General features: G+C 68.7%; 24 protein-coding genes. 5 read left to right on the top strand and 19 right to left on the bottom strand.

The annotated features are described in order from the left end of the window. Positions 1–114 precede the first annotated feature (114 nt). The 5 genes from dnaB to rpsF form a co-directional block, all read right to left on the bottom strand. Entirely contained in the window at positions 115–1,488 is a 1,374-nt protein-coding gene (gene dnaB / locus IFT89_RS00690; protein WP_369808454.1) for a replicative DNA helicase, read from the bottom strand. A 575-nt stretch (positions 1,489–2,063) separates the two neighbouring features. Then, a complete protein-coding gene (gene rplI / locus IFT89_RS00685; protein ID WP_056010352.1) occupies positions 2,064–2,516 on the bottom strand; it encodes a 50S ribosomal protein L9 in 453 nt (150 codons plus the stop codon). Between the two features lie 12 nt (positions 2,517–2,528). Further along, entirely contained in the window at positions 2,529–2,792 is a 264-nt protein-coding gene (gene rpsR, locus IFT89_RS00680) for a 30S ribosomal protein S18 (RefSeq protein ID WP_056010351.1), read from the bottom strand. 65 nt (positions 2,793–2,857) lie between these two features. Then, positions 2,858–3,379, bottom strand: coding sequence for a single-stranded DNA-binding protein (locus IFT89_RS00675; protein ID WP_064295656.1), 522 nt, complete (start codon positions 3,377–3,379; stop codon positions 2,858–2,860). 5 nt (positions 3,380–3,384) lie between these two features. Beyond that, positions 3,385–3,792 (bottom strand): 30S ribosomal protein S6, encoded by a 408-nt coding sequence (gene rpsF / locus IFT89_RS00670; RefSeq protein WP_194718777.1) that lies wholly within the window; start codon positions 3,790–3,792, stop codon positions 3,385–3,387. Positions 3,793–3,996: 204 nt separating this feature from the next. Between rpsF and IFT89_RS00665 the strand changes: the two genes are divergently transcribed. Next, positions 3,997–5,289, top strand: coding sequence for a heparan-alpha-glucosaminide N-acetyltransferase domain-containing protein (locus IFT89_RS00665; protein WP_202937929.1), 1,293 nt, complete (start codon positions 3,997–3,999; stop codon positions 5,287–5,289). Then, the gene (locus IFT89_RS00660; RefSeq protein ID WP_202937928.1) at positions 5,286–6,389 is read left to right on the top strand and encodes a hypothetical protein; all 1,104 of its coding nucleotides are present in this window, start codon (positions 5,286–5,288) and stop codon (positions 6,387–6,389) included. Before IFT89_RS00665 ends, IFT89_RS00660 begins: the two co-directional genes overlap by 4 nt. Positions 6,390–6,465: 76 nt before the next feature. On the opposite strand, the gene IFT89_RS00655 is transcribed toward IFT89_RS00660, so the two are convergent. Together IFT89_RS00655 and IFT89_RS00650 are read right to left on the bottom strand one after the other, a co-directional pair. After that, positions 6,466–8,184 (bottom strand): bifunctional 3'-5' exonuclease/DNA polymerase, encoded by a 1,719-nt coding sequence (locus IFT89_RS00655; protein ID WP_202937927.1) that lies wholly within the window; start codon positions 8,182–8,184, stop codon positions 6,466–6,468. Positions 8,185–8,300: 116 nt separating this feature from the next. Continuing rightward, the gene (locus IFT89_RS00650) at positions 8,301–8,531 is read right to left on the bottom strand and encodes a hypothetical protein (protein WP_202937926.1); all 231 of its coding nucleotides are present in this window, start codon (positions 8,529–8,531) and stop codon (positions 8,301–8,303) included. Positions 8,532–8,758: 227 nt separating this feature from the next. Between IFT89_RS00650 and IFT89_RS00645 the strand changes: the two genes are divergently transcribed. Continuing rightward, positions 8,759–9,073: a YbjQ family protein gene (locus IFT89_RS00645; RefSeq protein ID WP_064294105.1), complete on the top strand. Its 315-nt coding sequence runs from the start codon at positions 8,759–8,761 to the stop codon at positions 9,071–9,073. A gap of 168 nt (positions 9,074–9,241) precedes the next feature. Here IFT89_RS00645 and IFT89_RS00640 read toward each other — a convergent pair whose 3' ends face one another. The 8 genes from IFT89_RS00640 to IFT89_RS00605 form a co-directional block, all read right to left on the bottom strand. Then, on the bottom strand, positions 9,242–10,963 hold the full coding sequence (locus IFT89_RS00640; RefSeq protein WP_202937925.1) for a dipeptide ABC transporter ATP-binding protein: 1,722 nt from the start codon (positions 10,961–10,963) through the stop codon (positions 9,242–9,244). Further along, on the bottom strand, positions 10,960–12,084 hold the full coding sequence (locus tag IFT89_RS00635; RefSeq protein WP_159876452.1) for an ABC transporter permease: 1,125 nt from the start codon (positions 12,082–12,084) through the stop codon (positions 10,960–10,962). Before IFT89_RS00635 ends, IFT89_RS00640 begins: the two co-directional genes overlap by 4 nt. Before the next feature lie 2 nt (positions 12,085–12,086). Beyond that, complete coding sequence (locus tag IFT89_RS00630) at positions 12,087–13,160, bottom strand: ABC transporter permease (RefSeq protein ID WP_202937924.1); 1,074 nt, start codon at positions 13,158–13,160, stop codon at positions 12,087–12,089. A gap of 124 nt (positions 13,161–13,284) precedes the next feature. Next, positions 13,285–14,913, bottom strand: a complete 1,629-nt coding sequence (locus IFT89_RS00625) for an ABC transporter substrate-binding protein (protein ID WP_202937923.1) — start codon at positions 14,911–14,913, stop codon at positions 13,285–13,287. Positions 14,914–15,155: 242 nt separating this feature from the next. Continuing rightward, positions 15,156–15,998, bottom strand: coding sequence for a D-2-hydroxyacid dehydrogenase (locus IFT89_RS00620; protein ID WP_202937922.1), 843 nt, complete (start codon positions 15,996–15,998; stop codon positions 15,156–15,158). Between the two features lie 6 nt (positions 15,999–16,004). Then, positions 16,005–16,175 carry a hypothetical protein gene (locus IFT89_RS00615; RefSeq protein WP_202937921.1) on the bottom strand — a complete coding sequence of 57 codons (171 nt, stop codon included), beginning with the start codon at positions 16,173–16,175 and terminating at the stop codon, positions 16,005–16,007. A gap of 38 nt (positions 16,176–16,213) precedes the next feature. After that, positions 16,214–17,530, bottom strand: a complete 1,317-nt coding sequence (locus tag IFT89_RS00610) for an ABC transporter substrate-binding protein (protein ID WP_202937920.1) — start codon at positions 17,528–17,530, stop codon at positions 16,214–16,216. Positions 17,531–17,659: 129 nt separating this feature from the next. Next, the gene (locus IFT89_RS00605; protein ID WP_192019602.1) at positions 17,660–19,111 is read right to left on the bottom strand and encodes a CCA tRNA nucleotidyltransferase; all 1,452 of its coding nucleotides are present in this window, start codon (positions 19,109–19,111) and stop codon (positions 17,660–17,662) included. Positions 19,112–19,299: 188 nt separating this feature from the next. Here IFT89_RS00605 and IFT89_RS00600 point away from each other — a divergent pair, with 188 nt between their 5' ends. Continuing rightward, the gene (locus IFT89_RS00600; protein WP_374190787.1) at positions 19,300–20,940 is read left to right on the top strand and encodes a stealth family protein; all 1,641 of its coding nucleotides are present in this window, start codon (positions 19,300–19,302) and stop codon (positions 20,938–20,940) included. A gap of 105 nt (positions 20,941–21,045) precedes the next feature. On the opposite strand, the gene IFT89_RS00595 is transcribed toward IFT89_RS00600, so the two are convergent. Together IFT89_RS00595 and IFT89_RS00590 are read right to left on the bottom strand one after the other, a co-directional pair. After that, on the bottom strand, positions 21,046–22,131 hold the full coding sequence (locus IFT89_RS00595; RefSeq protein WP_202937919.1) for an SDR family oxidoreductase: 1,086 nt from the start codon (positions 22,129–22,131) through the stop codon (positions 21,046–21,048). Positions 22,132–22,373: 242 nt separating this feature from the next. After that, entirely contained in the window at positions 22,374–23,312 is a 939-nt protein-coding gene (locus tag IFT89_RS00590) for a phosphodiesterase (protein WP_307783356.1), read from the bottom strand. A 179-nt stretch (positions 23,313–23,491) separates the two neighbouring features. Here IFT89_RS00590 and IFT89_RS00585 point away from each other — a divergent pair, with 179 nt between their 5' ends. Further along, on the top strand, positions 23,492–24,259 hold the full coding sequence (locus tag IFT89_RS00585; RefSeq protein WP_202937917.1) for a DUF1353 domain-containing protein: 768 nt from the start codon (positions 23,492–23,494) through the stop codon (positions 24,257–24,259). Between the two features lie 94 nt (positions 24,260–24,353). On the opposite strand, the gene IFT89_RS00580 is transcribed toward IFT89_RS00585, so the two are convergent. Further along, positions 24,354–25,133: an ABC transporter ATP-binding protein gene (locus IFT89_RS00580; RefSeq protein ID WP_079003721.1), complete on the bottom strand. Its 780-nt coding sequence runs from the start codon at positions 25,131–25,133 to the stop codon at positions 24,354–24,356. After that, positions 25,130–25,948, bottom strand: a complete 819-nt coding sequence (locus IFT89_RS00575; RefSeq protein ID WP_202937916.1) for an ABC transporter ATP-binding protein — start codon at positions 25,946–25,948, stop codon at positions 25,130–25,132. The genes IFT89_RS00580 and IFT89_RS00575 overlap by 4 nt, the downstream gene beginning before the upstream one ends. Positions 25,949–25,956: the final 8 nt, after the last annotated feature.

The following is a 25,956-nucleotide window of genomic DNA, read 5'->3' as shown; positions in this document are numbered from 1 at the left end:
AGGGTCTCACCGCCACCAAGCCGCCACCGGAGCGTTCTCGCAGCCTAAAGTGTCGCTCCGAACAGAAAGCGACGCTTTAGGTTGCGAAGCGACACTTTGCGTTGAGCGTTCACACTACATCCCCGGCGCCATGTCGGCGAAGCGCGAGAAGTGCCCGTGGAAGCCGACGGTGATCGTGCGCGTCGGACCGTTACGGTGCTTGGCGATGATGAGGTCGGCCTCGCCGGCTCGCGGGCTGTCCTTCTCGTAGGCGGACTCGCGGTGCAGGAGCACCACCATGTCGGCATCCTGCTCGATCGAGCCCGACTCACGGAGGTCGGACAGCGCCGGCATCTTGTCGGCACGCTGCTCAGCACCACGGTTCAGCTGTGACAGCGCGATGACGGGGACCTGGAGCTCCTTCGCCATGAGCTTCAGCGCACGGGAGAACTCCGAGACCTCCTGCTGACGGCTCTCGACACGCTTACCGGACGTCAGCAGCTGCAGGTAGTCGATGACGACCATCTTCAGCCCCACGCGCTGCTTGAGCCGACGGCACTTCGCGCGGATCTCGACGAGCGTCATGTTCGGGCTGTCGTCGATGTAGAGCGGTGCGTCGTTGATGCGGCCACGCACCTGCGCGATCTTCGTCCAGTCCTGCGAGTCCACCGTGCCCTTACGCATGAGCTGCAGCGGCACGGACGCCTCCGCGCTCATGAGACGCATCGCGATCTCGCTGCGCCCCATCTCGAGCGAGAAGAAGATCGACGGCTGGTTGTAGTGAACCGAGGCTGCACGGGCGAAGTCGAGCGCGAGCGTGGATTTACCGATAGCGGGTCGGGCGGCGACGATGATGAGCTGACCCGGGTGCAGACCGTTCGTCAGTTCGTCGAGCTCGCGGAAGCCCGTCGGCACGCCGGTCATGGAACCATCGGTGTGCTTGGCGGCCTCGATCTCGTCGATCGCGGCACTCACCGCGTCGGTCAGCGGGACGTAGTCCTCGACCTCCTGGTTACCGGAGACGGCGTAGATCTCGGCCTGGGCGGAGTTGACGAGCTCCACGGCCTCACCCTCGGCCGCATAGCCCATCTGCACGATGCGGGTGCCAGCCTCGACGAGACGACGCAGCAGCGCGCGCTCCGCGACGATGCGGGCGTAGTAGCCGGCGTTCGCCGCGGTCGGCACGAGGCTCGTCAGCGTGTGGAGGTAGTCAGCTCCACCGGCGCGGGACAGCTCGCCCGTCTTGACGAGCTCGTCGGTGACGGTGATGACGTCGGTGGGCTCACCGTGCGAGTACAGCGTCAGCAGGGCGTCGTAGATGACCTCATGCTTCGGGATGTAGAAGTCCACGCCACGGAGCGTCTCGACCACGTCGGCGACCGCGTCCTTCGACAGCAGCATGCCGCCGAGTGCACTCTGCTCCGCGAGGAGGTCGTGCGGAGGGACCCGCTCGTTGCCGCGCGGCTCGTCGTACGATCCGCCGCCTTCGGAGCGGTTGAGGTGAGCGATCGACAAGTGGACATCCCTTCTCGATGTGGACTCGGGTGGTGCGGGTGGTGACGACTCAGGTGTAGCAGGAGCATGCGACACGCACGGGCCCTGCGGGGCGCTCGAGGGCTACGGACGAGGGCTGCTCAGCCTGCTCGTCCGGCTGTTCCGAGACGCCGATGACTCACGATAGGGCCACTCGTCTCCACAACCAACTCTGCCTGTGGATAACTCTGTGGAGAGATCGGGGGAAACGCCGCGTGTCGTGTGCACAAGCTGTGGGAAACCCTGTGGAGAGAGAAGTTTTTCTGCCACGCAATACGCCTCTGACCAGGTGATTCTGATTCCACAGGCTGTGTGTGGAAAGTTCTTTCGATCCTGTGTCGAACGTTGGGGAGAACGGGGGTCGCCTGTGTACAACTTGCTTGACGCAGAGGGCGAAACAGGTGTAGCACACAGGTGTCGGAGCGACGCCTCGCCCCCGTTCTGGGCACAGAAAAACGCGATGGCGGTAGACCTCTCGGTCCACCGCCATCGCGCTCATCACGACGTGCATGTGGCGCCGGACCCGAAGGCCCGACATCGCACGGCGGGTACTACTTGGCCGCGACCACCTGAAGGGTGATCGTGGCGACGATCTCGTCGCGGAGGCTGATGGTGGCCTCGTGCTCGCCGACGTACTTGATCGGGGTGTGGATCTCGATCTTGCGCTTGTCGACCTCGCCCAGCCCGGCTTCCGCCACGGCCTTCGCGATGTCGGCAGGCTTCACGGAACCGAACAGACGGCCTTCGCCACCCGTCTTGACCGTGAGCTTGACCTTGGTGGCCTGGAGGCGAGCCTTCAGGTCCTGGGCCTCTTCGATCGTGGCGTGCTCGCGCGCAGCGCGGGCCGACTTGATCTGCTCGACCTGCTTCTCGCCACCGCGGGTCCACGGGGTCGCGAAACCCTGGGGCACGAGGAAGTTACGAGCGTAGCCGTTCTTGACGTCGACGACGTCACCAGCGGAGCCGAGGCCGGAGACCTCGTGCGTCAGAATCACTTTCGACATGTGCGGCGCCTCCTAGCGGCCAGAGCCGGCGTAGGGCAGGAGCGCCATCTCGCGTGCGTTCTTGACCGCACGTGCGATGAGTCGCTGCTCCTGGACGTTGACACCGGTGATACGACGAGCGCGGATCTTTCCCCGCTCGGAGATGAACTTGCGAAGCGTGGCGACATCCTTGTAATCGATGACACCAACGCGGATCGCCTTCGCGGGAGCGACGTTCTTGCCGCCCTTAGCACCGCGGGCAGGCTTGCGGCGATCGCCGCTCGACTTTCCAGCCATGGTTGTTCCTTTGCGTGTGAATGGAGTGATCGGCTAGCCGGCAGAACCGGACCGATCGAATCTGTTTAGAAGGGGGTCTCGTCGCTGTAGCTGCCCGGAGTGTTCCAGGCATCTGCACCGCCGTTGCCGCCGGAAGCTGCGGGTGCGCTCTGAGCCCAGGGCTCGTTCTGCTGCACCTGCGGAGCTCCGCCGCCGCGCTGCTGACCACCGCCGCCGCCACCCGAGGGTGCACGGCTGATGGTCGCGGTCGCGTACCGGAGCGAAGGGCCGATCTCGTCGACTTCGAGTTCCATCGAAGTCCGCTTCTCGCCTTCCTTCGTCTCGTAGGAACGCTGCTTGAGACGCCCGGTCGCGATGACACGGCTTCCCTTGGTGAGCGATCCGGCCACGTGCTCGGCGAATTCACGCCAGACGCTCGCGCGCAGGAACAGCGCTTCGCCGTCCTTCCATTCGTTCGTCGCGCGATCGAAGTTGCGCGGCGTGGAAGCGATGGTGAAGTTGGCGACAGCCAGGCCGTTCTGCGTGAAACGCAGTTCCGGATCGCTGGTCAGGTTGCCCACCACGGTGATGACGGTCTCGCCGGCCATGAGCCCTAGGCTTCCTTGGTCTCAGCCGCGGCCGGAGCCGCGTCTGCCTTGGGAGCCGCGGCGACAGCAGCAGCGGGCTTGGCGGCAGCCTTGCGGGCGGCCTTCTCTTCGCTGCGCTTCGTCTCGGTGGCGACCTGAGCGATGGCCTCTTCGGCACGCAGCACCTTGGTGCGCATGACGGCCTCGGAGAGCTTCAGCTGGCGGTCGAGCTCCTGCGTGGCAGCGCTCGATGCAGTGAAGTCCACGACGGCGTAGATGCCTTCGGTCTTCTTGTTGATCTCGTAAGCGAGACGACGACGGCCCCAGATGTCGACCTTGTCGATGGTTCCACCATCGTTGCGGATGACGTTGAGGAACTTGTCGAGGCTCGGTGCAACCGTGCGCTCGTCAATCTCGGGGTCGAGGATGACCATGAGTTCGTACTGATGCGTCACTAACCCACCTCCTTCGGACTCGAACGGCCACAGACTTTCTGTGGCAGGAGGGTGTAAGCATCGTTGCGATCGGGTGAGAACAGAGCGGACGCACCCGGGCAACCTTCACAGCGTACCGGACGGGAGCCCGTACCGCCACCGCGGGCCTGTCGCAGAGCCGCCACGCGTGGGATGCTGGACCCGATGAGCAGCCCAGCCAGCCGACAGCGCGCCGACCGACTGATCGGTCTCGACCTCGCGCGGTTCCTCGCGCTCATCGGCATGATGGCCACGCACGTCTGGGCGTTCGACATCGCGACCGGTGGACACACGCCGATCACGGAAGTGTTGTCAGGCAAGGCCGCGGCCCTGTTCGCCGTGCTGGCCGGGATCGGGATCGTGCTCACGAGCCGCCGCGACCTCGCCGCCGGCTCCCCTGCCTCGGCGCGCCTCAACCTCTTCGGACGCGGCTTCGCCCTGCTCGTCCTCGGCCTCACCCTCGGCGTCCTGCCCGGTGGCATCTACGTGATCATCGCGTACTACGGCGTGACCTTCTGGCTCGCGATCCCGGCCGTCACGTGGCGTCCGCGCACGTTGCTGATCGCCGCAGCCGTCTGGGCGGTGGTCTGGCCGATCTGCTCGCAGGCGCTCCGTGTGCCGCTCAGTGGCGTGGACTCCCCCGAGATCGGCAGTGCATCCTGGTTCGACGTCTCGAGTGGCGGGTTCGCCCGCGGGCTGCTCCTCACCGGGGTGTACCCGGCGCTCACCTGGATCGTCTACGTCCTCGTCGGGATGGCGGTCGGTCGGCTGCTCGTGGATGCTCGGGCGAACGGGACCCTGCGGCGTTTCGCACTCCGGCTTGCGGCGATCGGACTCGTCGTCGCCATCGCCGCAGATCGCCTCGCCGCCCTGCTCCTCGGTCCCGTCGGCGGCGTCCAGGGCATCGCACGCGCCTGGACCGGCGGCCTCGAGCCCGATCCGACGACGATCACCGCCGTCGAGGACGCCCTCGCCGAAGGGATGTACGGCACGAGCCCCACGGAGTCCTTCTGGTGGCTCGTCGCCCGCGCCCCGCACTCGGGCACCACGCTCGACCTCGTCTTCACGATCGGGATCGCGGCGGTCGTCATCGGCCCGTGCCTGGCGCTCGGTACGGTCCTGAACCGCGGCTGGTCGCTCGCACTCCTGCCGGCGACCGGGGCCGGGGCCGCGCCGCTCACCGTCTACTCGGCGCACGTCTTCATGGCGTCGGTGGGCGCCTTGATCGCCGCGATCGTGGGGACGTATGCCGACACGGCGTGGCTCATCTCGAGCCCGCAGCTCTGGCTCATCCACGTCGCCGGCGCGCTCCTCCTCGGCTGGATCATCGCCCTCACCAAGCGTCGCGGACCGCTCGAGGCCCTCGTGCACGCGGCCGGCCGGGCGCTCACGGTCGCCGCGAACCGCCCTGGCCGGACGCCCGCGCCCGTACCCCACGGAACACCGCACGTGCGATGACCGCTCCGACGACTCGAACCTCGACGCTGGACACGCGACCACTCACGGAACGGATCGACCGACGCGCACTCCGCGAGTACCGCGCGGGCCTCCCGGGCGAGGTCCGTCCACCACTCATGGCCGCGATCTGGCCCGCCGTCGTGCTGGCGGTGCTGCCGGTCCTCTTCCTCTCCGCCTGGTGGTTCGTGCTCGAAGACGGCTCGATGCCGGACGAGCCATGGGACTGGTCGGCCCTGATCCTCCTGCCCTACCTCGCACTGCCCGTCGGCATGCTCGTCCTGCTGGTGCGCACGGTCCGACGACGCAATGGCGTCCGCCAGTACCGGCTGGACCGGTTCGCGCGGGCGAACGGCCTGAGCTACCGACCGTTCGCCATACCGGTGGCGCTGCCCGGGCTCATCTTCACGATGGGTGGGACGAGCGTGGTCAGGGACCTGCTGTGGCGGGGCGGCAGGTCGCCGTTGTCCGTCGGGAACCTGCGCACGATCGTCGGTTCGGGGCGGAATCGCAAGGAGCACCGCTGGGGGTATGTGGCACTCCGGCTGCCGGTGGCGCTCCCCCACATCGTCTTGGACGCCGTCGGCAACAACTCGCTCCTGCACCCCCGTCTGCCCGTCACCTACGCCAAGGATCAGCGACTCTCACTCGAAGGCGACTTCGACCGCCACTTCGAGCTGTATTGCCCGCGCGGGTACGAGACCGACGCCCTGTACCTCTTCACGCCCGACATCATGGCGAGGTTCATCGACACGGTGGCCGAGCTCGATGTCGAGATCGTCGACGACCACCTCTTCCTCTACTCGCCGAAGGACCTCTCGACCCTCGACCCCGAGGTGTGGACGTGGCTGATGTCGGTCGTCGACATCCTGACCGAGCGCATCACGCAGTGGGAGCGTTGGCGGGATCGCCGACTGGAACCGGTCGACGCGGCGACGATGCCGGGTTCGTTCCCGCTGATCCGTCCGCCCCGAGGGGTGGCCGGGCAGGGCAGACGTCTGTCCCGGCGGACGGGATGGTGGTGGCTCATCGGTCTCGCCCTCGCCGTCTACGGGTGGTACCTCATCATCGGCGACGCGGTCCGGGCGATCACCGGCGGCTGAGCCCGTCCCAGCTCGCGAACTGTCACTTCGGAACAGTGCGAGCCGCGCACACCCGCATCTACTGACAGTTCGCGGGCTACTTGGCGTCGGCGTAGGAGGTGACGACGGCGGTGGTGACCGGGAACTCGACCGGCGCGGTGCCGAAGATCAGGCGACCGGCCTCCGCAGCCGCCTCACGAACGAGGGCCACGACCCTCTCGGTCTGGTGCTCGGGGCAGTGGACGACGATCTCGTCGTGGAGGAAGAAGACGAGGTGGGCCGACTCGGTGAGCGCGGCCGCCGGACCGACCGTCTCTGCGGCGAGCGCCTGCAACCGCGTCCGGAGGCCGGCCATCCAGCACAGCGCCCATTCGGCGGCAGTGCCCTGCACGACGAAGTTGCGCGTGAAGCGACCCCAGCTGCGCGCCTCCATGCGGGCGCGTTGGGTCGCGGCGGCGTTCGCCCCCTCCATCGAGGCGGCCGACTGGATCTCCCGCCAGTCGGCACCGGGGAGCGGAGAGGTCCGACCGAGTCGGGTGCTGACCCGCTCGCCGCGTTCACCGGCCCTGGCGGCCGTCTCGACGAACTCGATCGCCCGAGGGAACGCCCGCGTGAGCCGGGGCAGGAGGCGCCCGCTCTCCCCCGTCGTCGCGCCGTACATGGCACCGAGCATCGCGATCTTCGCGTGTGGTCTGGTGTCGACCGCGCCGACGTCGACCATGCCCTGGTAGAGGTCGACGCCGCGTCCGGCATCGGCCATCGCGCGGTCGCCGGACATCGCGGTGAGGATGCGTGGCTCGAGCTGGGCGGCGTCGGCGACGACGAAGCGCCACCCCTCGTCCGCGAGGACGGCACCGCGGACCTGGTGCGGCAGCTGGAGGGCACCGCCACCGTCGGACGCCCAGCGGCCGGTGACGACCCCGCCGGGAACGTAGGTGGGACGGAAGCGTCCGTCCTTCACCCAGGTCTCGACCCACGTCCAACCGTTCGCGGTGAGGAGACGCGACAACTTCTTGTACCGGAGCAGTGGCTCGATGACGGGGTGCTCGATCTCCTGCAGCTCCCACTGCCGGGTGGACGTCGCGTTGATGCCGGCACGCTGCAGGGCCTTGAGGAGTTCGCCAGGCGACTCGGGGCTGAGGTCCTGCACCCCGAGGGCGGCCTTGACCTCCTCGAGGACCGCGGCCAGCTTCGCCGGACGGACACCGGGCGGCACCTTGGGGCCGAGGGCGTCGGCGAGGATGCGGTCGTGGGCCTCGGCGTCCCACGGGAGACCGGCGAAGGTCATCTCCGTGGCGATGAGGGCACCGGCGGACTCGGCGGCGAGGAGGAGTCCGAGCTGCGAGCGTCCCTGCGGTGTCGCGCCGTCGACGGCATCACGCTGGAGCGTGAACTCGGCGACGGGATCGCGTTCGCCGCCTGGGAGGTCGAGGTCGAAGAGGGTCCCGACGGCCTCCGCACGCTGGGCGACGCGCGGGTCGAGGACCTCGTCCCACGGGCCGGCCGGAGCCGTCGCGAGGGCGGAGTCGGCGGTGAAGGCGGCGTTGCGGAGGAGGTTGTGGGAGAGCCGGAGGTCGACGCAGCGGGCCACCCGGACACCCGCGGCGAGGAGCGCCGGGTACCAGAGCGTGGTGTCGTCCCAGACCCAGCGCGGCGGGTTCGGCTCGGCTTCGAGACGCCGGACGAAGGCCGCGAGGTCGGCGCGCGCGATGGTGGTCTCGGAGACCGGAGCTGGTTCACCGGACGGAGTGGGGTGGTCCTCGAGGTGCACGACGCGCACGCGGGCGCCGTCGAGCTGCTGGAGGACGATGTGCACCACCCCAGTCTGCCGTCACCCGCCGACCTCGCCCGACGCGACCTCTCGCTGGAGAAACGAGACCCGGACGGAATCACTCGTTCCATACGGGTCTCGTGCGGGCAGCACTCGGGCGTTCAGCGCCTCCGGCCGCGGGCCAGGTTCACCCGCGTCATGACCAGGTACGCCGCGAGAAGCAGCTCGGCGAAACAGAGCGCCGAGCCGAGATACTCGGCGACGCCGAAGCCCGCTCGGACGCCGATGGTGATCGTCAGGAACGCGGCGACGATCGATCCGGCCGTGAGACCCTGGCGGATCTGGAGCGGCCGCGGGCCGTGCGTGGTGATCGGCGATTCAGGGTTCGACATACAGATATATTAGATTGCCCTCGTGTCAGCCGCCTCGACATCCTCGGCGCACGATATCAAGGGCCCCTGAGCCTGTCGAAGGGTCAGGCGCCACCGTGCTTGCACTTCGACAAGCTCAGTGACCGGGAAAGGTCGGTGACCGGGGAAAGGTCGGTGACCGCGGTGAGGCCCGGGAGACCGGGACATCCCCCCTACGGGGGCGGGCGCAGCGGTGCCAGACTGCGAGCATGCTGATCTCGACGATGAACGATGTCCCCGGCCGCCAGGTCACCGAGGTGCTGGGCGAGGTGACCGGACTCACGGTCCGTGCACGCAACGCGGGCGTGCAACTCGGCGCCAACTTCAAGGCACTGCTGGGCGGTGAGCTCTCCGGGCTCACCAAGCAGCTCGCTGAGAGCCGCGAGGAGGCGAAGCAGCGACTCATCGAGGCCGCCACCGCCCTCGGAGCCGACGCGGTGCTCGCGATGCGGTTCGACGCGGCCGAGGTCGGCCAGAACTACCAGGAGGTCGTCGCCTACGGCACCGCCGTCAAGCTCGGCTGAGGTCGGGGCCCGAACCGACGCGGTCCCTGAACTCCATCCCGGTCCCTGGGCTTGTCGAAGGGCGCACTTCGACAAGCTCAGTGACCGGGGGGGGGTGAGGCTCAGGGACCGGGGGGTGAGGCTCAGGGACCGGGCCCTTCGACAGGCTCAGTGACCGGGGGGTGAAGGTCAGGCGCGGAGGCGCTTGAGCTCCTCGCGACGGACGGCCTGCTCGGCCGGGTCTGGCACGGGGAGCGACGCGAGGAGACGACGCGTGTAGACGTCGCTCGGCGCACCGAGCACCGCTGAGCCAGGCCCCTCCTCGACGATGTCGCCGCGATACAGCACGACGATGCGGTCGGCGAGGATGTCCACCACCGCGAGGTCGTGGCTGATGAACAGCGACGCGAACCCGAACTCACGCTGCAGCTCGGCGAAGAGCTCCAGCACGCGAGCCTGCACCGACACGTCGAGTGCCGAGGTCGGTTCGTCGGCGACCAGCAGTGCCGGTTCGAGCGCCAACGCCCGCGCGAGCGAAGCGCGCTGCCGCTGCCCTCCGGAGAGCTCGTGCGGGAACCGGTCGCCGAACGCCTTCGGCAGCTGGACCGCTTCGAGGAGCTCGTCCACCCGGCGCCGGGCCGCGCGTGCGTCGCCGAAGCGCCCGTGCACGATGAGCGGCTCCGCCACGCACTCCGCGATCGTGAGCAGCGGGTTGAAGCTCGTCGCCGGGTCCTGGAACACGAACCCGATCTCACGGCGCTTCGGGGCGAACTCGCGCTCCTTCACCCGGTTCATCTCCACACCGAGCACCGACAGCGAGCCGCCGGTCACCTTGGTGAGCCCGGCGATCGCGCGGCCGATCGTGGTCTTGCCGGACCCCGACTCCCCCACCAGGCCGAGGACCTCGCCCGCGTGGATCGTGAAGTCGATGCCCTTGACCGCCCGGAACCCGGCACGACCGAAGCGGCCGGGGTACTCGATCTCGAGCCCCTTCGCGACCACCACCGGCTCACCGAGCTGCAGCTGCTTCCCGCGCTCGACCTCGGCCGGCGCGGAGCTCTTGCCGCGGCCGACGTGCGGCACAGACGACAGGAGCTTCTTCGTGTACTCGGCCTTCGGTGAGGAGAACAGCTCCTGGACGGGAGCCTCCTCGACGATGTCGCCCTGGTACATGACCACGACGCGGTCGGCGAGGTCGGCGACGACGCCCATGTTGTGGGTGATGAGGACGATGGCCGTCCCGAACTCGTCGCGGCACCGACGCAGGAGGTCGAGGATCTCCGCCTGCACCGTGACGTCGAGCGCGGTCGTCGGCTCGTCGGCCACGATCAGTCCGGGGTCGAGCACGAGCGCCATCGCGATGACGATGCGCTGCTTCTGTCCGCCGGAGAACTGGTGCGGGAAGTAGTCGACCCGCTCCTCCGGCTCCGGGATGCCGACGCGACGCAGGATGTCGATGGCCTTGGCCCGCGCCTCGGCCTTCGTGTACGACCCGTGCGCGCGGAGACCTTCGGCGATCTGCCAGCCCACCTTGTAGACGGGGTTGAGCGCGGTCGACGGTTCCTGGAACACCATCGCCGCGTCGCTACCGCGGATGGACCGCAGCTGCTCCGCCGACGCCGTGACGACGTCCTGCTCCGTCGAGCCGTCGCGGGAGCGCAGCACGACCGCACCCGACGCGGTCGCCGTCTCGGGGAGGAGACCCAGGATCGTCTTCGCGGTGACCGTCTTGCCCGAACCGGACTCGCCGACGATCGCGACGATCTCGCGCGGTGCGACCGACAGCGAGATGTCGTTGATCGCCTTCACCGCGCCGGCGTCGGTCGAGAACGAGACCCCGAGGTCGCGGATGCTGACGATGTCCTTGGTGCCGAGGTCGCGTGGACCGGTGGTCGGCGTCGACTGGCTCATGAGCGCTCGTCCTCTCGTCGGTTCTCCAGATCGCTGTCCGCCGCGGCGTCGCTCACGGCTCCCAGCGACTCGGCGTCCATCATCCCGGCGCCACCGGGGCTGTCGGGCGTGCCACCGGTGGTCGTGATGCTCGACGTCGCGGCGACCGATCCACTCGACGCGCCGACCCGACGACGGCTGCGCAGACGCGGGTCGGACAGGTCGTTGAGGCTCTCACCGACGAGCGTGATGCCGAGCACGACGAGCACGATCGCGAGGCCGGGGAACAGCGCGGTCCACCAGATGCCGCTCGTGACGTCGGAGACGGACCGGTTGAGGTCGTAGCCCCACTCGGCGGCCGCGGTCGGCTCGATGCCGAACCCGAGGAAGCCGAGCCCCGCGAGCGTGAGGATGGCCTCGGAGGCGTTGAGGGTGATGATGAGCGGCAGGGTCCGCGTCGCGTTCCGCAGCACGTGACGGAACATGATGCGGGAGCTCGACGCACCGATGACCTTCGCCGACTCGACGAACGCCTCGCTCTTGATGCGCACGACCTCGGAGCGGATCACCCGGAAGTACTGCGGGATGAAGACCACGGTGATCGAGATCGCGGCGGCGAGGATGCCACCCCAGAGGCTCGACTGGCCGCGGCTGATGACGATCGACATGACGATCGCGAGCAGCAGCGACGGGAAGGCGTAGACCGCGTCGCATACGACCACGAGCACGCGGTCGAGCCAGCCACCGAAGTACCCGGCGACGAGCCCGAGCAGGACGCCGATGAAGATCGACAGGATGATCGCGGACACGATGACGAAGAGCGCGGTCTGGGCGCCCCAGAGCACGCGGGACAGGACGTCGTACCCGCCGACGGTCGTGCCGAGGAGGTTCGTCGCGTTCGGCGCCTGCTGCGTACCGAACGAACCGTCGTCGCCGCGCAGCTGGTTGAACCGGTAGGGCGCGACGAGCGGCGCGAGGATCGCGATGAGCACGAACACGCCCGTGACGACGAGACCGATGACGAGCATCGCCCGCTGCAGCCCGACCGACTGGCGGAACTGCTTGACGACGGGCAGGCGGTCGCGCAGCGGACGCTTCGCTGGCGCGGTCTGCACGGCGGTGGTGGCTGTCGGAGCACTCATGCTCAGTACCTCACCCTCGGGTCGATGATCGCCGCGATGATGTCGACGATGAAGTTGGTCAGGGCGACGATGACGGCCAGCAGCGCGACGATCCCCTGGACGGCGACGAAGTCACGCGCCTTGAGGTACTCGCTCAGCATGAAGCCGAGGCCCTTCCATTCGAAGGTCGTCTCGGTGAGGACCGCGCCCGCGAGGAGGAGCGCGATCTGCAGGCCGATGACCGTGATGATCGGGATGAGCGCCGGACGGTAGGCGTGCTTCGTCACGAGCCGGAACTCGCTGACGCCGCGCGACCGGGCCGCGTCGACGTAGCCGGAACCGAGCGTGCCGATGACGTTGGTGCGGACCAGCCGCAGGAAGACGCCTGCCGTCAGCAGGCCGAGGGCGATCGCCGGGAGCACCGCGTGGGCGAGGACGTCGCTGATCGCCGTCGGGTCGCCGAGGCGGATCGCGTCGATCAGGTAGATGCCGGACGGGTTGGAGATGGTCTGGAGCGTCAGCTCGGTGCCGGTGCTCGCTCGACCGGCGACCGGGAGGATCCCGAGCCAGACGGAGAAGATCAGCTTGAGCAGCAGGCCGGCGAAGAACACCGGGGTGGCGTAGCTGAGGATCGCGAAGACGCGGAGGCCCGCGTCCTGCCAGCGGTCGCGGCGCGCGGCGGCGAGCATGCCGAGCGGGATGCCGACGATGAACGCGACGATGAGGGCGTAGATCGCGAGTTCGAGGGTCGCGGAGCCGTACGTGAGGAGGACCTCGATGACCGGCCGGTTGTCGGAGATCGTCGTGCCGAAGTTGCCGACGGCGATCTGTCCGAGGAACTCGAAGTACTGGACGAAGAGCGGCCGGTCGTAGCCGGCGGCGCTGATGCGTTCCGCAAGTTGGTCGGCTGGGAGGCGACCTCCGAGCGCCGCGGTGATCGGGTCACCGGTCAGGCGCATCAGGAAGAAGACCATGGTGACGAGGATGAACACCGTCGGGATGATCAGCAGGAAGCGGATGACGAGGTACCGCCAGAGTCCGCCACCTCCGGAACGTCTGGCCGCCTTGGGGGGTGGGGTTGCGACAGCTGCCGTCATTGCAGTGGATCCTCCTCGATCACCGACTCGGTAGAGCCCGGACAGACGATCGGGGCGGCTCTGTGGAGCCACCCCGATCGCGACGTCCGACTCACCATAGTCGGATATCAGTTGGTCAGGCTACTCAGCCCTTGGTGATGGGCGCGTAGCGGAACTTGAACGACGCATCGAGGACGGTGCCCTCGATGTCCTTGCCGACGACCGCCACCTGAGCGCCCTGGAGCAGCGGGATGGTCGACAGGTCGGCCGCCTCCGTGTCCTGGATCTGCTCGATGAGCTTGGTCCGTGCGTCCGCGTCCGTCGTCGAGCGCTGCTCGTTGATGAGGTCGTTGACGGCCGGGTTGTCGTAGTGGTTCGCGAGGAAGTTGTCCGTGGCGAAGAACGGCGTCAGGTAGTTGTCCGCGTCGGAGTAGTCCGGGAACCAACCCAGCTGGTACGCCGGGTAGACGTCCGTCGTGCGGTCCTTCGAGTACTGCACCCACTCGGTCTGCTGCAGGTTGACGGTGAACAGACCGTCGGCCTCGAGCTGATCCTTGATGAGCGCGTACTCGTCGCCGGAGCCGGAACCGTAGTGGTCACCGTTGTACTGGAGGTTGAGCGCGACCGGAACGGTCACACCGGCTGCCTCGAGCGTCTCCTTGGCCTTCGCGGCATCCGGGCCGCCGTCGCCGTCGCCGTAGAGGCCCTTGAGGGACTCGGTGGCACCGGTCAGGCCGGCGGGCACGTAGGAGTAGAGCGGGGTGTACGTGTCCTTGTAGACGTCCTTGGCGATCGCAGCGCGGTCGATCAGGTCGGCAGCGGCCTGGCGGACGGCGAGCGCCTTCGCGGCGTCGGCGTCAGCGGTGGTCGCTCCGTAGGGCATCGTGTCGAAGTTGAAGACGAAGTAGCGGATCTCGCCACCGGGGCCGTCGACGACCTTGACGTTCTTGTCCTTCTTCAGGTCTTCGATGTCGGTCGCGGAGAGGCTGCGCGATGCGACGTCGATGTTGCCCTGCTTGACGTCGAGCTTCAGGTTGGACTCGTCGGTGTAGTACTTCACGTTGACGGTGTCGTTCTTCGCCTCGCCGAGGAGGCCCTGGTAGTCGGCGTACTTCTTGTACGAGATGAGCTCGTTGAACTTGTAGCTGTCGATCGTGTACTGGCCGGCGAACGCCTTGCCCTTGACGATGTCGTTGTCGGGCGTGACCTCGGTGGCGGAGAAGACGTCCTCGTCGACGATCGGACCGACGGGGCTCGAGAGCACCTGCGGGAAGGTCTGGTCGTTCTCGGTCTTCAGCGTGAAGACGACGGTGAGGTCGTCGGGCGCATCGGTCTTCTCGAGGTTGCCGAGGAGCGACGACGGGCCGTTGTCGTCGGCGATGGCGAGCTGACGGTCGAAGCTGAACTTCACGTCGGACGAGGTGAGGTCGTTGCCGTTGGCCCACTTGAGGCCCTTCTTGAGCTTCACCGTGTACTCGGTCGGCGAGGTGAACTCGGCCGACTCGGCGATGTCGGGCTCGACGTCCGGGCTGTTGTACGGCGTGTTCAGGAGGAAGGGGTAGACCTGGTTCATGACGGCGAAGGAGCCGTTGTCGTAGGATCCGGCCGGGTCGAGCGTCGTGACCTTGTCGGTCGTGCCGATGACGATCGTGCCGCTGGCACCGCTGCTGGAGCCGCTGCCACCGGCGGCGCAGCCGGCGAGGGCGAGGGCGGTGATGGACAGACCCGCGAGCGCGACGGCGCTCTTCCGGAATCCACTACGTGGGGATGACATTGATGTCGACCTCATTTTCTGTGTGTGAGAGACGGCACGGCTGTGTGCAGGTTCTTCGCACGTGCTTGTAGAGGATTACAGCACGCTCCGAACAAATCCCTCAAACCGAGAAGGCTTCCGGTGCAGATTCGTTACGAGCACGAAACGTGCGCGAGCGACATCTGTAGCGCAATGACCGCGCGTTTCGCCTGGTTCGGACGCCACCGAGATCCCGGGCTCGACGCCCCGATGACCGGGGTCGGTCAGTACCCGCGCTCGGCCTCGAACCGGTTCAGCAGCGGTCCGCCTGCGCGGTAGCGGGCGAGGTTCTCGATGAACAGTGCCGTGAGCGTCGCGTTCTCGCTCTCGACCGTGGACGCCGAGTGGGGCGAGATGAGCACGTTGTCGAGGTCCCAGAGCGGGGAGTCCGCAGGCAGCGGCTCCTCGCGGAAGACGTCGAGCGCCGCGCCACCGAGCTTGCCCGACTGAAGTGCCTCGATCAGCGCGTCCTCATCGACGACCTGCCCACGGGAGATGTTGACGATGGCGGCGCCGTCGGGCAGGAGCGCGATCCGGTCGGCGTCGATGAGGTTCTCGGTCTCGGGCGTGAGCGCCGTGCAGAGGACGAGCACGTCGGTGCCCGGCAGCACCTCGTCGAGCCGGTCCACATCGCTCAGCTCGACGCCGTCGGGGAGCTCATAGGTGCCACCGACCCGACCCACCGCGGTCACCCGTGCGCCGATGGCGTCGAAGGTCCGCACCACGTTCGACCCCATGCCGCCGACGCCGACGACGGTGACGCGCATCCCGGCGAGCTGCCTGGTCGTGTACCGCTCGAACCGGCGCTCCCGCTGCCGTCGCTGGAGGAACGGAACACCCTTCACGACGAAGAGCGCCCCGGTGAGGGCGAACTCGGCGAGTGGGACAGCGTGCACACCGCCCGCCGTCGTGACGGCGATGCCGCTGCGGTCGAGTCCGGTCCGGCGCATGAACGCACCGATGCCGGCGCTCGTCGCCTGGATCCATCTCAGGTTCGGGGCGCGCTCCGGCAGTGCCGCCGGGTCCTGCCAGTCGAAGTCGAACGCGACGTCCGCCCGGGCGAGCATGTCCGCCTACCGTTGCTGGTCCGCTGCGGACAGCTCGGGTGCCGGCCCACGGTGATCGGCGACGTACTGCGGGACCGCGACGAGCGTCGGGTCGTACAGCACCTCGACATCCGGGTGGGAGGCGCCGATCGCCTCGACGTACTCAGGCTCGAGGTGACTCGCGATGAGGATCCGCATGATGGTCCATCATGCCCTGCGATGCCCTGCGCCCGGACTCAGTCGTTGATGGCGGCGTTGGCCGCCTCCTGCGCCTTCTTGAGACCGTCGGCGACGGGCGTCGTGCCGGCGAAGATCTCCTTGAAGATCGGGTCGTAGGCGGCGAGTCCCTTCGCGTAGCCGGCGCCCGTCGGGGGCGCAATGGTCTTCGCTTCGTCGGCGATCACGTCGAAGAAGGGCTGTACGTCGACGTCCTGGCCCTTCCAGTAGTCGAAGTACTGCTTCTGAGCCGCGGTGACCGCGGGGACCGCCGAGCCGGACGCACCGACGGGCGCGTTGCCCTCGGTGCTGCCCAGCCAGGCGAGCACCTTCTTCACCTGGTCGGGGTGCTTGGTGGCCGCGTTGCCAGCTGCGGCGATCCCGTTCGTGACACTGACCTTGCCTGCGGGGCCGGCCGGGAGCTCGGCGACACCCCAGCGGAAGTCGGCGCCGTCGTGCACGGCCTTCAGGCTGTAGAGCCCCGACTGGAACATCGCGACCTTGCCCTGGAGGAAGGCGTCGCGGGAGAAGTCACCGTCGGCGTTCGTGGAGGCGGCCGGTGGGGCGACCTTGGCGCCGTTGATCGCGTTGACGAGGTAGCTCACGGACTCGCTCGTCTTCGGGTCGTTGAACGCGAAGTCGTCGCCGTCCTGGTACTTCCCGCCGTTCGAGCCGATGAACGGCAGGAGCACGGCCTGCAGGTCGTACCCGAGGCCGGTGCCATAGGTGGCGGGCGCCGCCGGGTTGAAGCCGGGCTGGTCGGCCGAGACCCCGGCCGCGTCCTTCGTCAGCTTCTTCGCCAGGGGCAGGAACGTGTCCTTCGTCGCGTCGGGCGACCAGGTCGCGTCCTCGAGCTCGGCAGGCTTCACGCCGGCCGCGTCGAGGAGGTCGGCGTTGTAGTAGACCGCGATCCCGGCGTCGGACAGTTGCGGGACGGCCCAGAGCTTGTCGTTCCGGGTGAACTGGCTGACCACGCTCGGTGCCCAGTCCTTCGAGGCGTCCTTGCCGAGCGTCTGCCCGACGTCGAGGACGCTCCCGCTGTCCGCGTACCCGGCGAGGTAGGAGTTGTTCAACCAGAAGACGTCGGGAGCGGTGTCCGCCGCGACGTCGGTGCGGAGCTTCGTCCAGTAGTCGGCCCATTCGACGACGTCGACGCGGACACGGATGTCGGGGTTCTCTCGCTCGAAGGCGGCGAACGAGGTCTCATAGGCGTCGGCGACGGCGGCATCCCAGACGCGCACCGTGACCGTCGTGCGCTCCGTGGATCCGGCGGCGCAACCGCTCAGCATCAGGGCGGAGGCGGCCGCGATCGCGAGGGCGGCGTGGCGCTTGAGCATGAGAATCCTTCGTTCCGTGAACCTCAGGGAGGCTAGCAGTTCAGTCTGAACGCCCGCGAGCTGTCAGAAACGGTCAGTGTGACGCCGTCTGACCGTGCGTTTGTGACAGTTCGCGGGCAGGTGGGGCTGTCACCGGGAGGACCACCAGTCGAGGAGGCGACGAGTTGCCTCGTCCTCGCCGAGCGGGCCCTCGTCGAGACGCAGCTCCAGCAGCCAGCGGTACGCCTCGCCGACCTCGCGACCGGGTGCGATGCCCAGCACCTCCTGGATGCGGTTGCCGTCGAGGTCGGGCCGGACGGACTCGAGCTCCTCCTGCTCCTGGAGCTCGACGATGCGCTGTTCGAGGTCGTCGTAGGCGAAGCCGAGGCGGTCGGCCTTGCGCCGGTTGCGGGTCGTGACATCGGCGCGGACGAGCATGTGCAGCCGCTCGAGCAGCGGACCGGCGTCGCGGACGTAGCGCCGCACCGCGGAGTCGGCCCACACGCCCTCGGAGTACCCGAAGAACCGCATGTGCAGCTCGACGAGCCGCGCGACGCTCTTGATCGTGTCGCCGTCGTACCGGAGCGCGGTGAGGCGCTTCTTCGCCAGCTTCGCCCCCACGAGGTCGTGGTGGTAGAAGGTGACGGCTGCGCCGGGGCCGGTCTTCTTCGTCGCCGGCTTGCCGATGTCGTGGAGCAGCGCGGCCCACCGAAGGACGAGGTCGGGCGCCTCACCGGGGTGCCGCGAGTGCTCGTAGCCGATCGCCTGCTCGAGCACCGTGAGCGAGTGCTGGTAGACGTCCTTGTGGTGGTGGTGCTCGTCGGGCTCCAGCCGGAGCGCGGGCAGCTCGGGCAGCACGAGGTCGGCGATGCCGGTGTCGACGAGCAGCTCGAGGCCCGCGCGCGGGTGGTCGGTCGCCAGCAGCTTGCCGAGCTCGGCCTGGATGCGCTCTGGGCTCACGATGGAGATGGTCTCGCGACGCTCCTCCATGGCCTCGATCACGTCGTCGGTGGGCCGGAAGCCGAGCTGCGAGGCGAACCGCGCGGCTCGGAGCATGCGCAGCGGGTCGTCGCCGAAGGAGACCTCGGGCGAGCTCGGCGTCCGCAGCAGGTGGGCGACGAGGTCCTCGACGCCGCCGGACGGGTCGACGAGGGTGATCTCGGGGATGCGGAGCGCCATCGAGTTGACGGTGAAGTCGCGCCGACGCAGGTCGTCTTCGAGGGTGTCGCCGAACGCGACGACCGGCTTGCGGGTCACGCCGTCGTAGGCGTCGGCCCGGTAGGTGGTGATCTCGACCGTGTCGGCGTGCTCGACGCCGTCGTCGTCGGTGACGGTGACCTTCGCGCCGATCGTCCCGAAGTCGCGGCCGACGTCCCACCAGGCACTCGCCATCGGCTTGAGGACCGCGAGGATCTGGTCGGGCGAGGCGTTCGACGTGAAGTCGAGGTCGCTCACGGTGCGACCGAGCATCGCATCGCGAACCGGTCCGCCGACGAGGGCCAGTTCGTACCCGGCTTCGGCGAACGCCGACGCCACCCGAGCGACCACGGGCGACGAGGCCAGGTCCTGCAGGCGCACCAAGGATTCCGCCACGCTCACCATGGGGTCAATCGTACCCGGACGCCGCCTGCGACCCCGTCGCCGTCAAGCCGCGAGCGCTCCTGGGCGACGGCCGTACAATAACGAGGAACCCACTCCCCAGCAGACCAGAGGCGGACACGATCACGAACGAACTCGACGACCAGCGGCCAACCGTCGGCACTCAGGCACCGACGGCCTTCACCAGTACCGTGAAGGACCCGATTCCGCCGGAACTCCCGTTCACCACCGCCCCTGAGCTCGTCCTCGTGACCGGTGGCTCCCGATCGCAGCGCTTCGACCGCCCCGACGTGGTGCAGCGCAAGGGCGTCTACACCCTCATCAACGGTCACCTGACCCCACAGCAGTCGATGGTGGAGGACCTGCTCGCCGTCGCCGACGTGCTCGACGCGGCCGAGATCGAGTACCTCCTCATCCGGGGCGAGCACGACCGCCCCGTCATCGTCGTCGACCGCTCCCTGCGCAAGCGCCTGCAGACCGCACTCGCAGAGGCGTTCGCCGACGAGCCCTTCTACAGCGTGCCGCTCAAAGCGCGCATGTCGACGGTGAAGCCGGCCGGCGATCCGCACCTCCTCTCCGACGGCCTGCTCACCGGCGCCCGCAAGGCCGAGGTGTTCCGGCTCTACCGGCCGCGCATCGAACCGCTGGGCCGCCTCCGCTACGGCATGGAGACCGCCCTGCAGCTCGAACTCTGGCGCTTCGGCGACGAGGAGATCACCGCTCCCGTGGAGAACGTCCTCATGCGGACGTACATGCCCCGCACCGAGGCCGTCGAGACGACCGTCGAACGCTACGGACGCAGCTGGCGGACGCTCGAGCACATGTTCGGCGCGCTCGCGAGCGACGTCACCTTCGACATCGACCTCGTCTTCTCGTGGGTGGACGGCTCCTCCGAGGAGTTCCAACGCGCCCGCGCCAAGCGGATGCAGAGCTACGTCGTCGGCGACGGCGACGACTCCGACGCCCGCTTCCGCCAGATCAACGAGCTCAAGTACGCCCTCCGCAGCGTGCACACCTTCGCCCCCTGGATCCGACGCATCTTCATCGCGACCGACTCCCCCGCGCCCGAATGGCTGGCGGAGCACCCGAAGGTCACCATCGTGCGCAGCGAGGAGTTCTTCGGCGACCTCGACGCCCTGCCGACGCACAACTCCATGGCCGTCGAGAGCCAGCTGCACCGCATCGAGGGGCTGTCGGAGCACTTCCTCTACTCCAACGACGACATGTTCCTCGGCCGACCGATCAGTCCCGAACTGTTCTTCTCACCGGGCGGCATCAGCAAGTTCGTGGAGGCGACCACCCGCATCGGCCTCGGGGCGAACGACCCCTCGCGCAGCGGCTTCGAGAACGCGGCCCGCGTGAACCGTCGGCTCCTGCACGAGCGCTTCGGACGCGTCACCACCCGTCACCTCGAGCACTGCGCCGCGCCCCTCCGCCGGAGCATCATGGCGGAGATGGAGCAGGAGTTCGCCGAGGAGTTCCGCGCGACCTCCCACAGCGCCTTCCGCGCGGCCGACAACATCTCGGTGACGAACTCCTTCTACCACTACTACGGCCTCATGACGGGTCGCGCGGTGCAGCAGACCCAGGCGAAGGTCCGCTACATCGAGACGACGCTCAAGCAGTCGCTCGGGCAGATGGAACGACTCCTCAAGCGGCGCGACCAGGACATGTTCTGCCTGAACGACGGCAGCCGGCCGGAGATCTCGGTGGAGCAGCGCACCACCGCCGTGATCGACTTCCTCGAGCGGTACTTCCCGTTCCCGGCGCCGTGGGAGCGCGAGGCCGCCGTGCCGAGCGCGCTCGAGATCGAGCCCGCCAAGCTCAGCTGACCGCCCTTCGACAGGCTCAGGGACCGGGATGGGTCGCTGAGCCGAACTCGGTCACTGAGCTTGTCGAAGTGCCGCCCTTCGACAGGCTCAGGACCGGAGGGCCGGTCAGGGGACGATGCGCTCTGCGCGGAGGCGGTCGAAGATCGCGGTGAAGGCGTCCAGCGTCCGCCGGTAGCCGGTGAAGCCGGCGAGTCGGCTCTTGCTCATGTCGGTGACGACCTCGATGTCCCGGCCGAGGTCGCCGTCGGTGTGCCACCACGACGCCACGCGGGAGAGGTCGGCCTCGACGAGACCGTGTTCGGCCACCAGCTCGGCCCAGGTGCCCTCGACGCCCGCCATCTGCTGCTCGAGCGGACGCGGCTCGGTGTCGAAGCCCTCCGGCTCGACACCGAGGTGCGCGGCAAGTCGCGGCCACATCCAGCGCCAGCGGAAGACGTCGCCGTTGACGATGTTGAACGCCTCGTCCGCACCGGCTGGTGAGGTCGCAGCCCAGAGCATCTGCTCGGCGAGGAGTCCGGCGTCGGTCATGTCGGTGAGGCCGTTCCACTGGGTCTCGGAACCGGGGAACACGAACGGTCGGTCGAGTCGCTTGCAGAGCGCCGCCTGCACCGCGAGCGTGGACGCCATGTTCATCGCGTTGCCCACCGCGTGTCCGATCACCGTGTGGGAGCGGTGAACCGACCAGGTGAACCCCGCTCGCGCAGCCGCGGCGAAAAGCTCGTCCTCCTGCTCGTAGTAGAAGTTGGGCGTGTCGAGTCGGTCCTCGTCCTCGTCCTCGTGGAACGGGGTGTCGGGCATCTCGCCCGCCGCATAGGCCTCGAACGGGCCGAGGTAGTGCTTCAGGCCGGTGACCAGGGCGACGTGCTGAACGGGCTCTGCGGAGAGGGCGGCGAGCAGGTCGCGGACCATGCCGCCGTTGACCCGGATGTTCTCGGCCTCGGTGTCCTGACGTGACCAGGCGGTGAAGAACACGTGGGTGACGCCGGTGCCACCGAGGGCGCGTGCGAGGTCGGCCGCGTCCCGGAGGTCGGCCGCGACGTGCTCGACCTGCGGGTGGGCCGCCGGCGCGCGGCGAGAGAGGGCGAGGATCCGCCAGCCACCGTCCTCGAGGAGCTGCGACACGATCGCGGAACCGGTGATGCCGCTGGCGCCGACGACGAGTGCGGTGCGGGGTGCTTCTGGGGAGGTCATCCGTCCACGATAGGCGCGTCGGACCGGGGAGGCTCCCGGAACGGCGGACCCGCCGGGCTGCGGTACCCTGCCGGGCTGCGGCACTTCGACAGGCTCAGGGAGCGGGGAACGTGCGGCCCTTCGACAAGCTCAGGGAGCGGGGAACGTGCGGCCCTTCGACAGGCTCAGGGAGCGGGGCAAGGCGAGGCCCTTCGACAAGCTCAGGGACCGGAGGGAAGTTCAGGGAGCGGGGAGGTGCCGCCCTAGACGAGGACGCCGATCGGCATCGTCAGCGGCGGCTCCGGCTGCACGGGCACCGTGTCGGACACGGGCAGCTCGATGCCGTCGCGAGCGAGCAGGCGCGCACTCTCCTCGGCGTCGATGTAGTGCAGCGGCGGGGTCTCACCCAGCGGCACCACCGAGTGCAGGACCGTCTTGCCGTAGACGTGGACGAGGTTGAAGGCCCGCGCACCGTCGCGACCCCGCGTCCCGCCCACGGGCACGTTGAGGTCCTGCGTGTAGCACGTGGCCGAGGCGACCGACACCGGGATGCCCGCAAAGGTCGCGGTCGAGGAGTAGTGCAGGTGCCCGGCGATGATGCTCCGGACGTCGGATCCCTCGAGCACTTCGGCGAGCTTCGCCTGATCCCGGAGCTCGACGCTCACGGCGAGGTCGAGCACACTCGGGACGGGCGGGTGGTGCATCGCGAGGATCGTGCCGTGGGGCGCCTTCGTCGACAGTTCCTCGGCGAGCCAGTCGAGCTGCTCGTCCGAGATCTCGCCGTGGTGGTGACCGGGCACGCTCGAGTCGAGGGTGATGACGCGGAGGCCGTTGACGTCGTAGACGCGGTCGACCGGGCGGGTGGTCGGCACCTCACCGAACAGCCCGGCCCGGAACGCCTGGCGGTCGTCGTGGTTGCCCATCACCCAGATGATCTGCGATCCGAGGCGCTCGGCGACCGGCTCGACGATGGAGCGGATGCGGTCGTACGCGTCGGGTTCGCCCTTATCGGCGAGGTCGCCCGTGAAGACGATCGCTTCGGGCCGACCGCCGGACGCCTCGAACTCGGCGAACAGGTGACGCAGATGCGTCTCGCTGTCGACACTGTCGTAGAGACTCCCCCCGCCGGCGAGGAGGTGCGTGTCGCTCACATGGAGCAGGAAGTGATCGGGCCTCGGGTACTCGGCCGTGCGAAGACTCACGTGACAACTCTCGTTCGAGCGATGCTCTCCGAACCGCATCGCAGCTGTTTGACCATCTGACCAGACTCGGTTGAACGGCAACGGAACGCCACGCTACGACGCGGGAAACTCGTGAGCAAGGTCAGGAGCCGACATCCAGGGGACTCACACCTGACGGTGGGCTGCGAGAGGATGTCCGCATGCCCTACCTCGACGACGATGAGCAGCCGCTGCAGCGGATCGATCTGGCGCAGATCCCCCCGACCGGACGCCGGTTCCGGCTCGAGCGGCGGATCGGGTTCCAGGAGCACGCCCCTGACGGTCCCGTCGTGTGGGCACCGGCGTCCGACGACGGGCACGACGGCGGCCGGGCGGAGGGATGGACCGACCTCGCGTCCGTCCCGGGCGTCCTGTGGAGCTTCATCGGCAGCTACGGCCGGCAATCCGCGCCGGCCGTCGTGCACGACCACCGGGCACTCCTCGCGCTCGGGCTCCCGCCGGACCAAGCACTCGAGCAGCGGTTCGAGGACGACCGACAGTTCCGCGTCGGCCTCCGCCACCAGCGGGTGCCGCTCCTCCGGGCCTGGCTCATGTGGGCCGTCGTGTCGGTCGAACGGTACGTCCGACACGCTCCTGGCGTCGCCGCCGTGCTGATCGGGCAGTCGGTCCTCGGCGTCCTGGCCGTCTGGGTCGCCACGATCGGACTCGTCACGCCCGTGCTCGGCGCTCCGACGCCCGGTTGGCTCGGTCTCGCGGTGGCACCCGCGGTCCTCGCCGTGTGCTGGCGGGAGGAGCGGAGACTCCTCGTCTGGTTGCCCTACGCCGGTGCGCTCCTCGGGCCGCTCCTCCTCGTCCAGCTCGCAGCGGTCGGCGCGTTCCGCCTCCTCGAACTGCTCGTCCGGGAAACGATCGACCGCCCGTTCATCGACGACTCCCCCGGCCCCGTCGGCCCGCCGACCCTCCGCTGACCCGTTCCCTGACTCAGGAACGCCTCGGCGTGTCGAGCGCGGGGGACCCGACACGCCGAGACGCTCCTGAGACAGGGACGGAGCAGGGGTCCGGCTAGGCGCCGGGGAGGGTGCCGAGTCCGTCGACGACCGGGATCGCCGCGAGGAGCCGCTGCGTGTAGGCGTCCTGCGGGTCGGACCAGACGCGGTCGACCGGACCGTGCTCGACGATGCGACCGGCGCTCATGACCGCCACGTCGTCCGCGATGACCCGCACGACGGACAGGTCGTGGCTGATGAAGAGGAGCGCCGCGCCCGTCTCGACCGCCAGCTTCCGCATGAGCTTCGCCACCCGTGCCTGCAGGGAGGCGTCGAGCGACGCGATCGGCTCATCGCCGATGAGCAGCTCGGGGCCCGCCGCGATGGCCCGGGCGATCGCGATGCGCTGCCGCTGGCCACCCGAGAACTGGTGCGGGTAGCGGGTGCGGCTGGCGGCGTCGAGCTCGACGTGCTCGAGCAGCTGACCGACGTCCCAGGCGTCGCGCACCGGGTTGACCCGGAGGCCGTCCTCGATCTGACTCCCGACCGTGCGGCGCGGGTTCAGCGAGGCGTACGGGTTCTGGAAGACCATCTGGATCCGCAGCAGCTCCGGTGCGCGCTTCCGGAGACCCAGCTTGCCGATCGGCGTCCCGTTGAACGTGATCGCGCCACCCGAGGTCGGTTCCAGCCCGCAGACCGCTCGCGCGAGGGTCGACTTGCCGCAGCCCGACTCCCCCACCAGGCCGAGCACCTGTCGCGGCTCGAGGTCGAAGCTCACGCCGTCGACCGCGTTCAGCGTGCCGCGACCGGGCAGCTTGTACGTCACGTGGACGTCGTCGAGGTGCAGCAGCGTCATGACGCCGCCTCCGTTCCCGTGTCGGGCAGCGCGTCGATGAGCGCCTTGGTGTACTCGTGCTGCGGATCGGTGATGACCTGGTACCGGCTGCCGTGCTCGACGATCTCGCCGAGCCGCATGACCGCGATCGTGTCGGCGAGCGCCGACATCACTCCGAGGTCGTGGGTGACGAGGATGATCGCGATCCCGAGCTCGTCGCACAGCTTCCGCAGCAGGCGGAGGATGCCGGCCTGGACCGTGACGTCGAGGGCTGTCGTCGGTTCGTCGGCGATGAGCACCGAGGGCTCGCACATGAGCGCCGAGGCGATCGCGATGCGCTGCAGCTGCCCGCCCGAGAACTGGTGCGGGTACTTGCGCAGCGCCGCCTCCGGGTTCGGGACGGCGACGAGGCCGAGCATCTCCAGCGCCCGCGCGTGGGCGGCCGCCTTCGAGGCTCCCGTGTGGTGCCGGTAGTGGTCGACGAGCTGGGCCTCGACCGTGAGCATGGGGTGCAGGCTCGCGGTCGGGTCCTGGAAGATCATCGCGATCTCCGTGCCGCGGTACCGGTTCATGGTGCGCTGCTTGAGCCCGACGAGTTCAGTGCCGTCGAATCGGATGCTGCCGCCGAGGTCCGCGCCGGCCGGCAGGAGCCCGCAGATCGCGAGCCCGGTCATGGTCTTGCCGGACCCCGACTCACCGGCCAGCCCCGTGATGCGACCGGCGGGCACCTCGAGGTCGATGCCGCGGAGGATCTGCTTGGCGGCGGCGCCGCGACCGAAGCCGAGCGTGAGCCCCTCGATGACGATCCCGCCACCACCGCCTGCTGCCTGTGTCATGTCGCGTC

The sequence above is a fragment of the Plantibacter sp. CFBP 13570 genome (assembly GCF_014841395.1).
Lineage (GTDB): Bacteria > Actinomycetota > Actinomycetes > Actinomycetales > Microbacteriaceae > Plantibacter > Plantibacter auratus.
The sequence above is the reverse complement of the archived record's forward strand: the minus strand, read 5'-3'. Positions and strand labels throughout refer to the sequence as shown.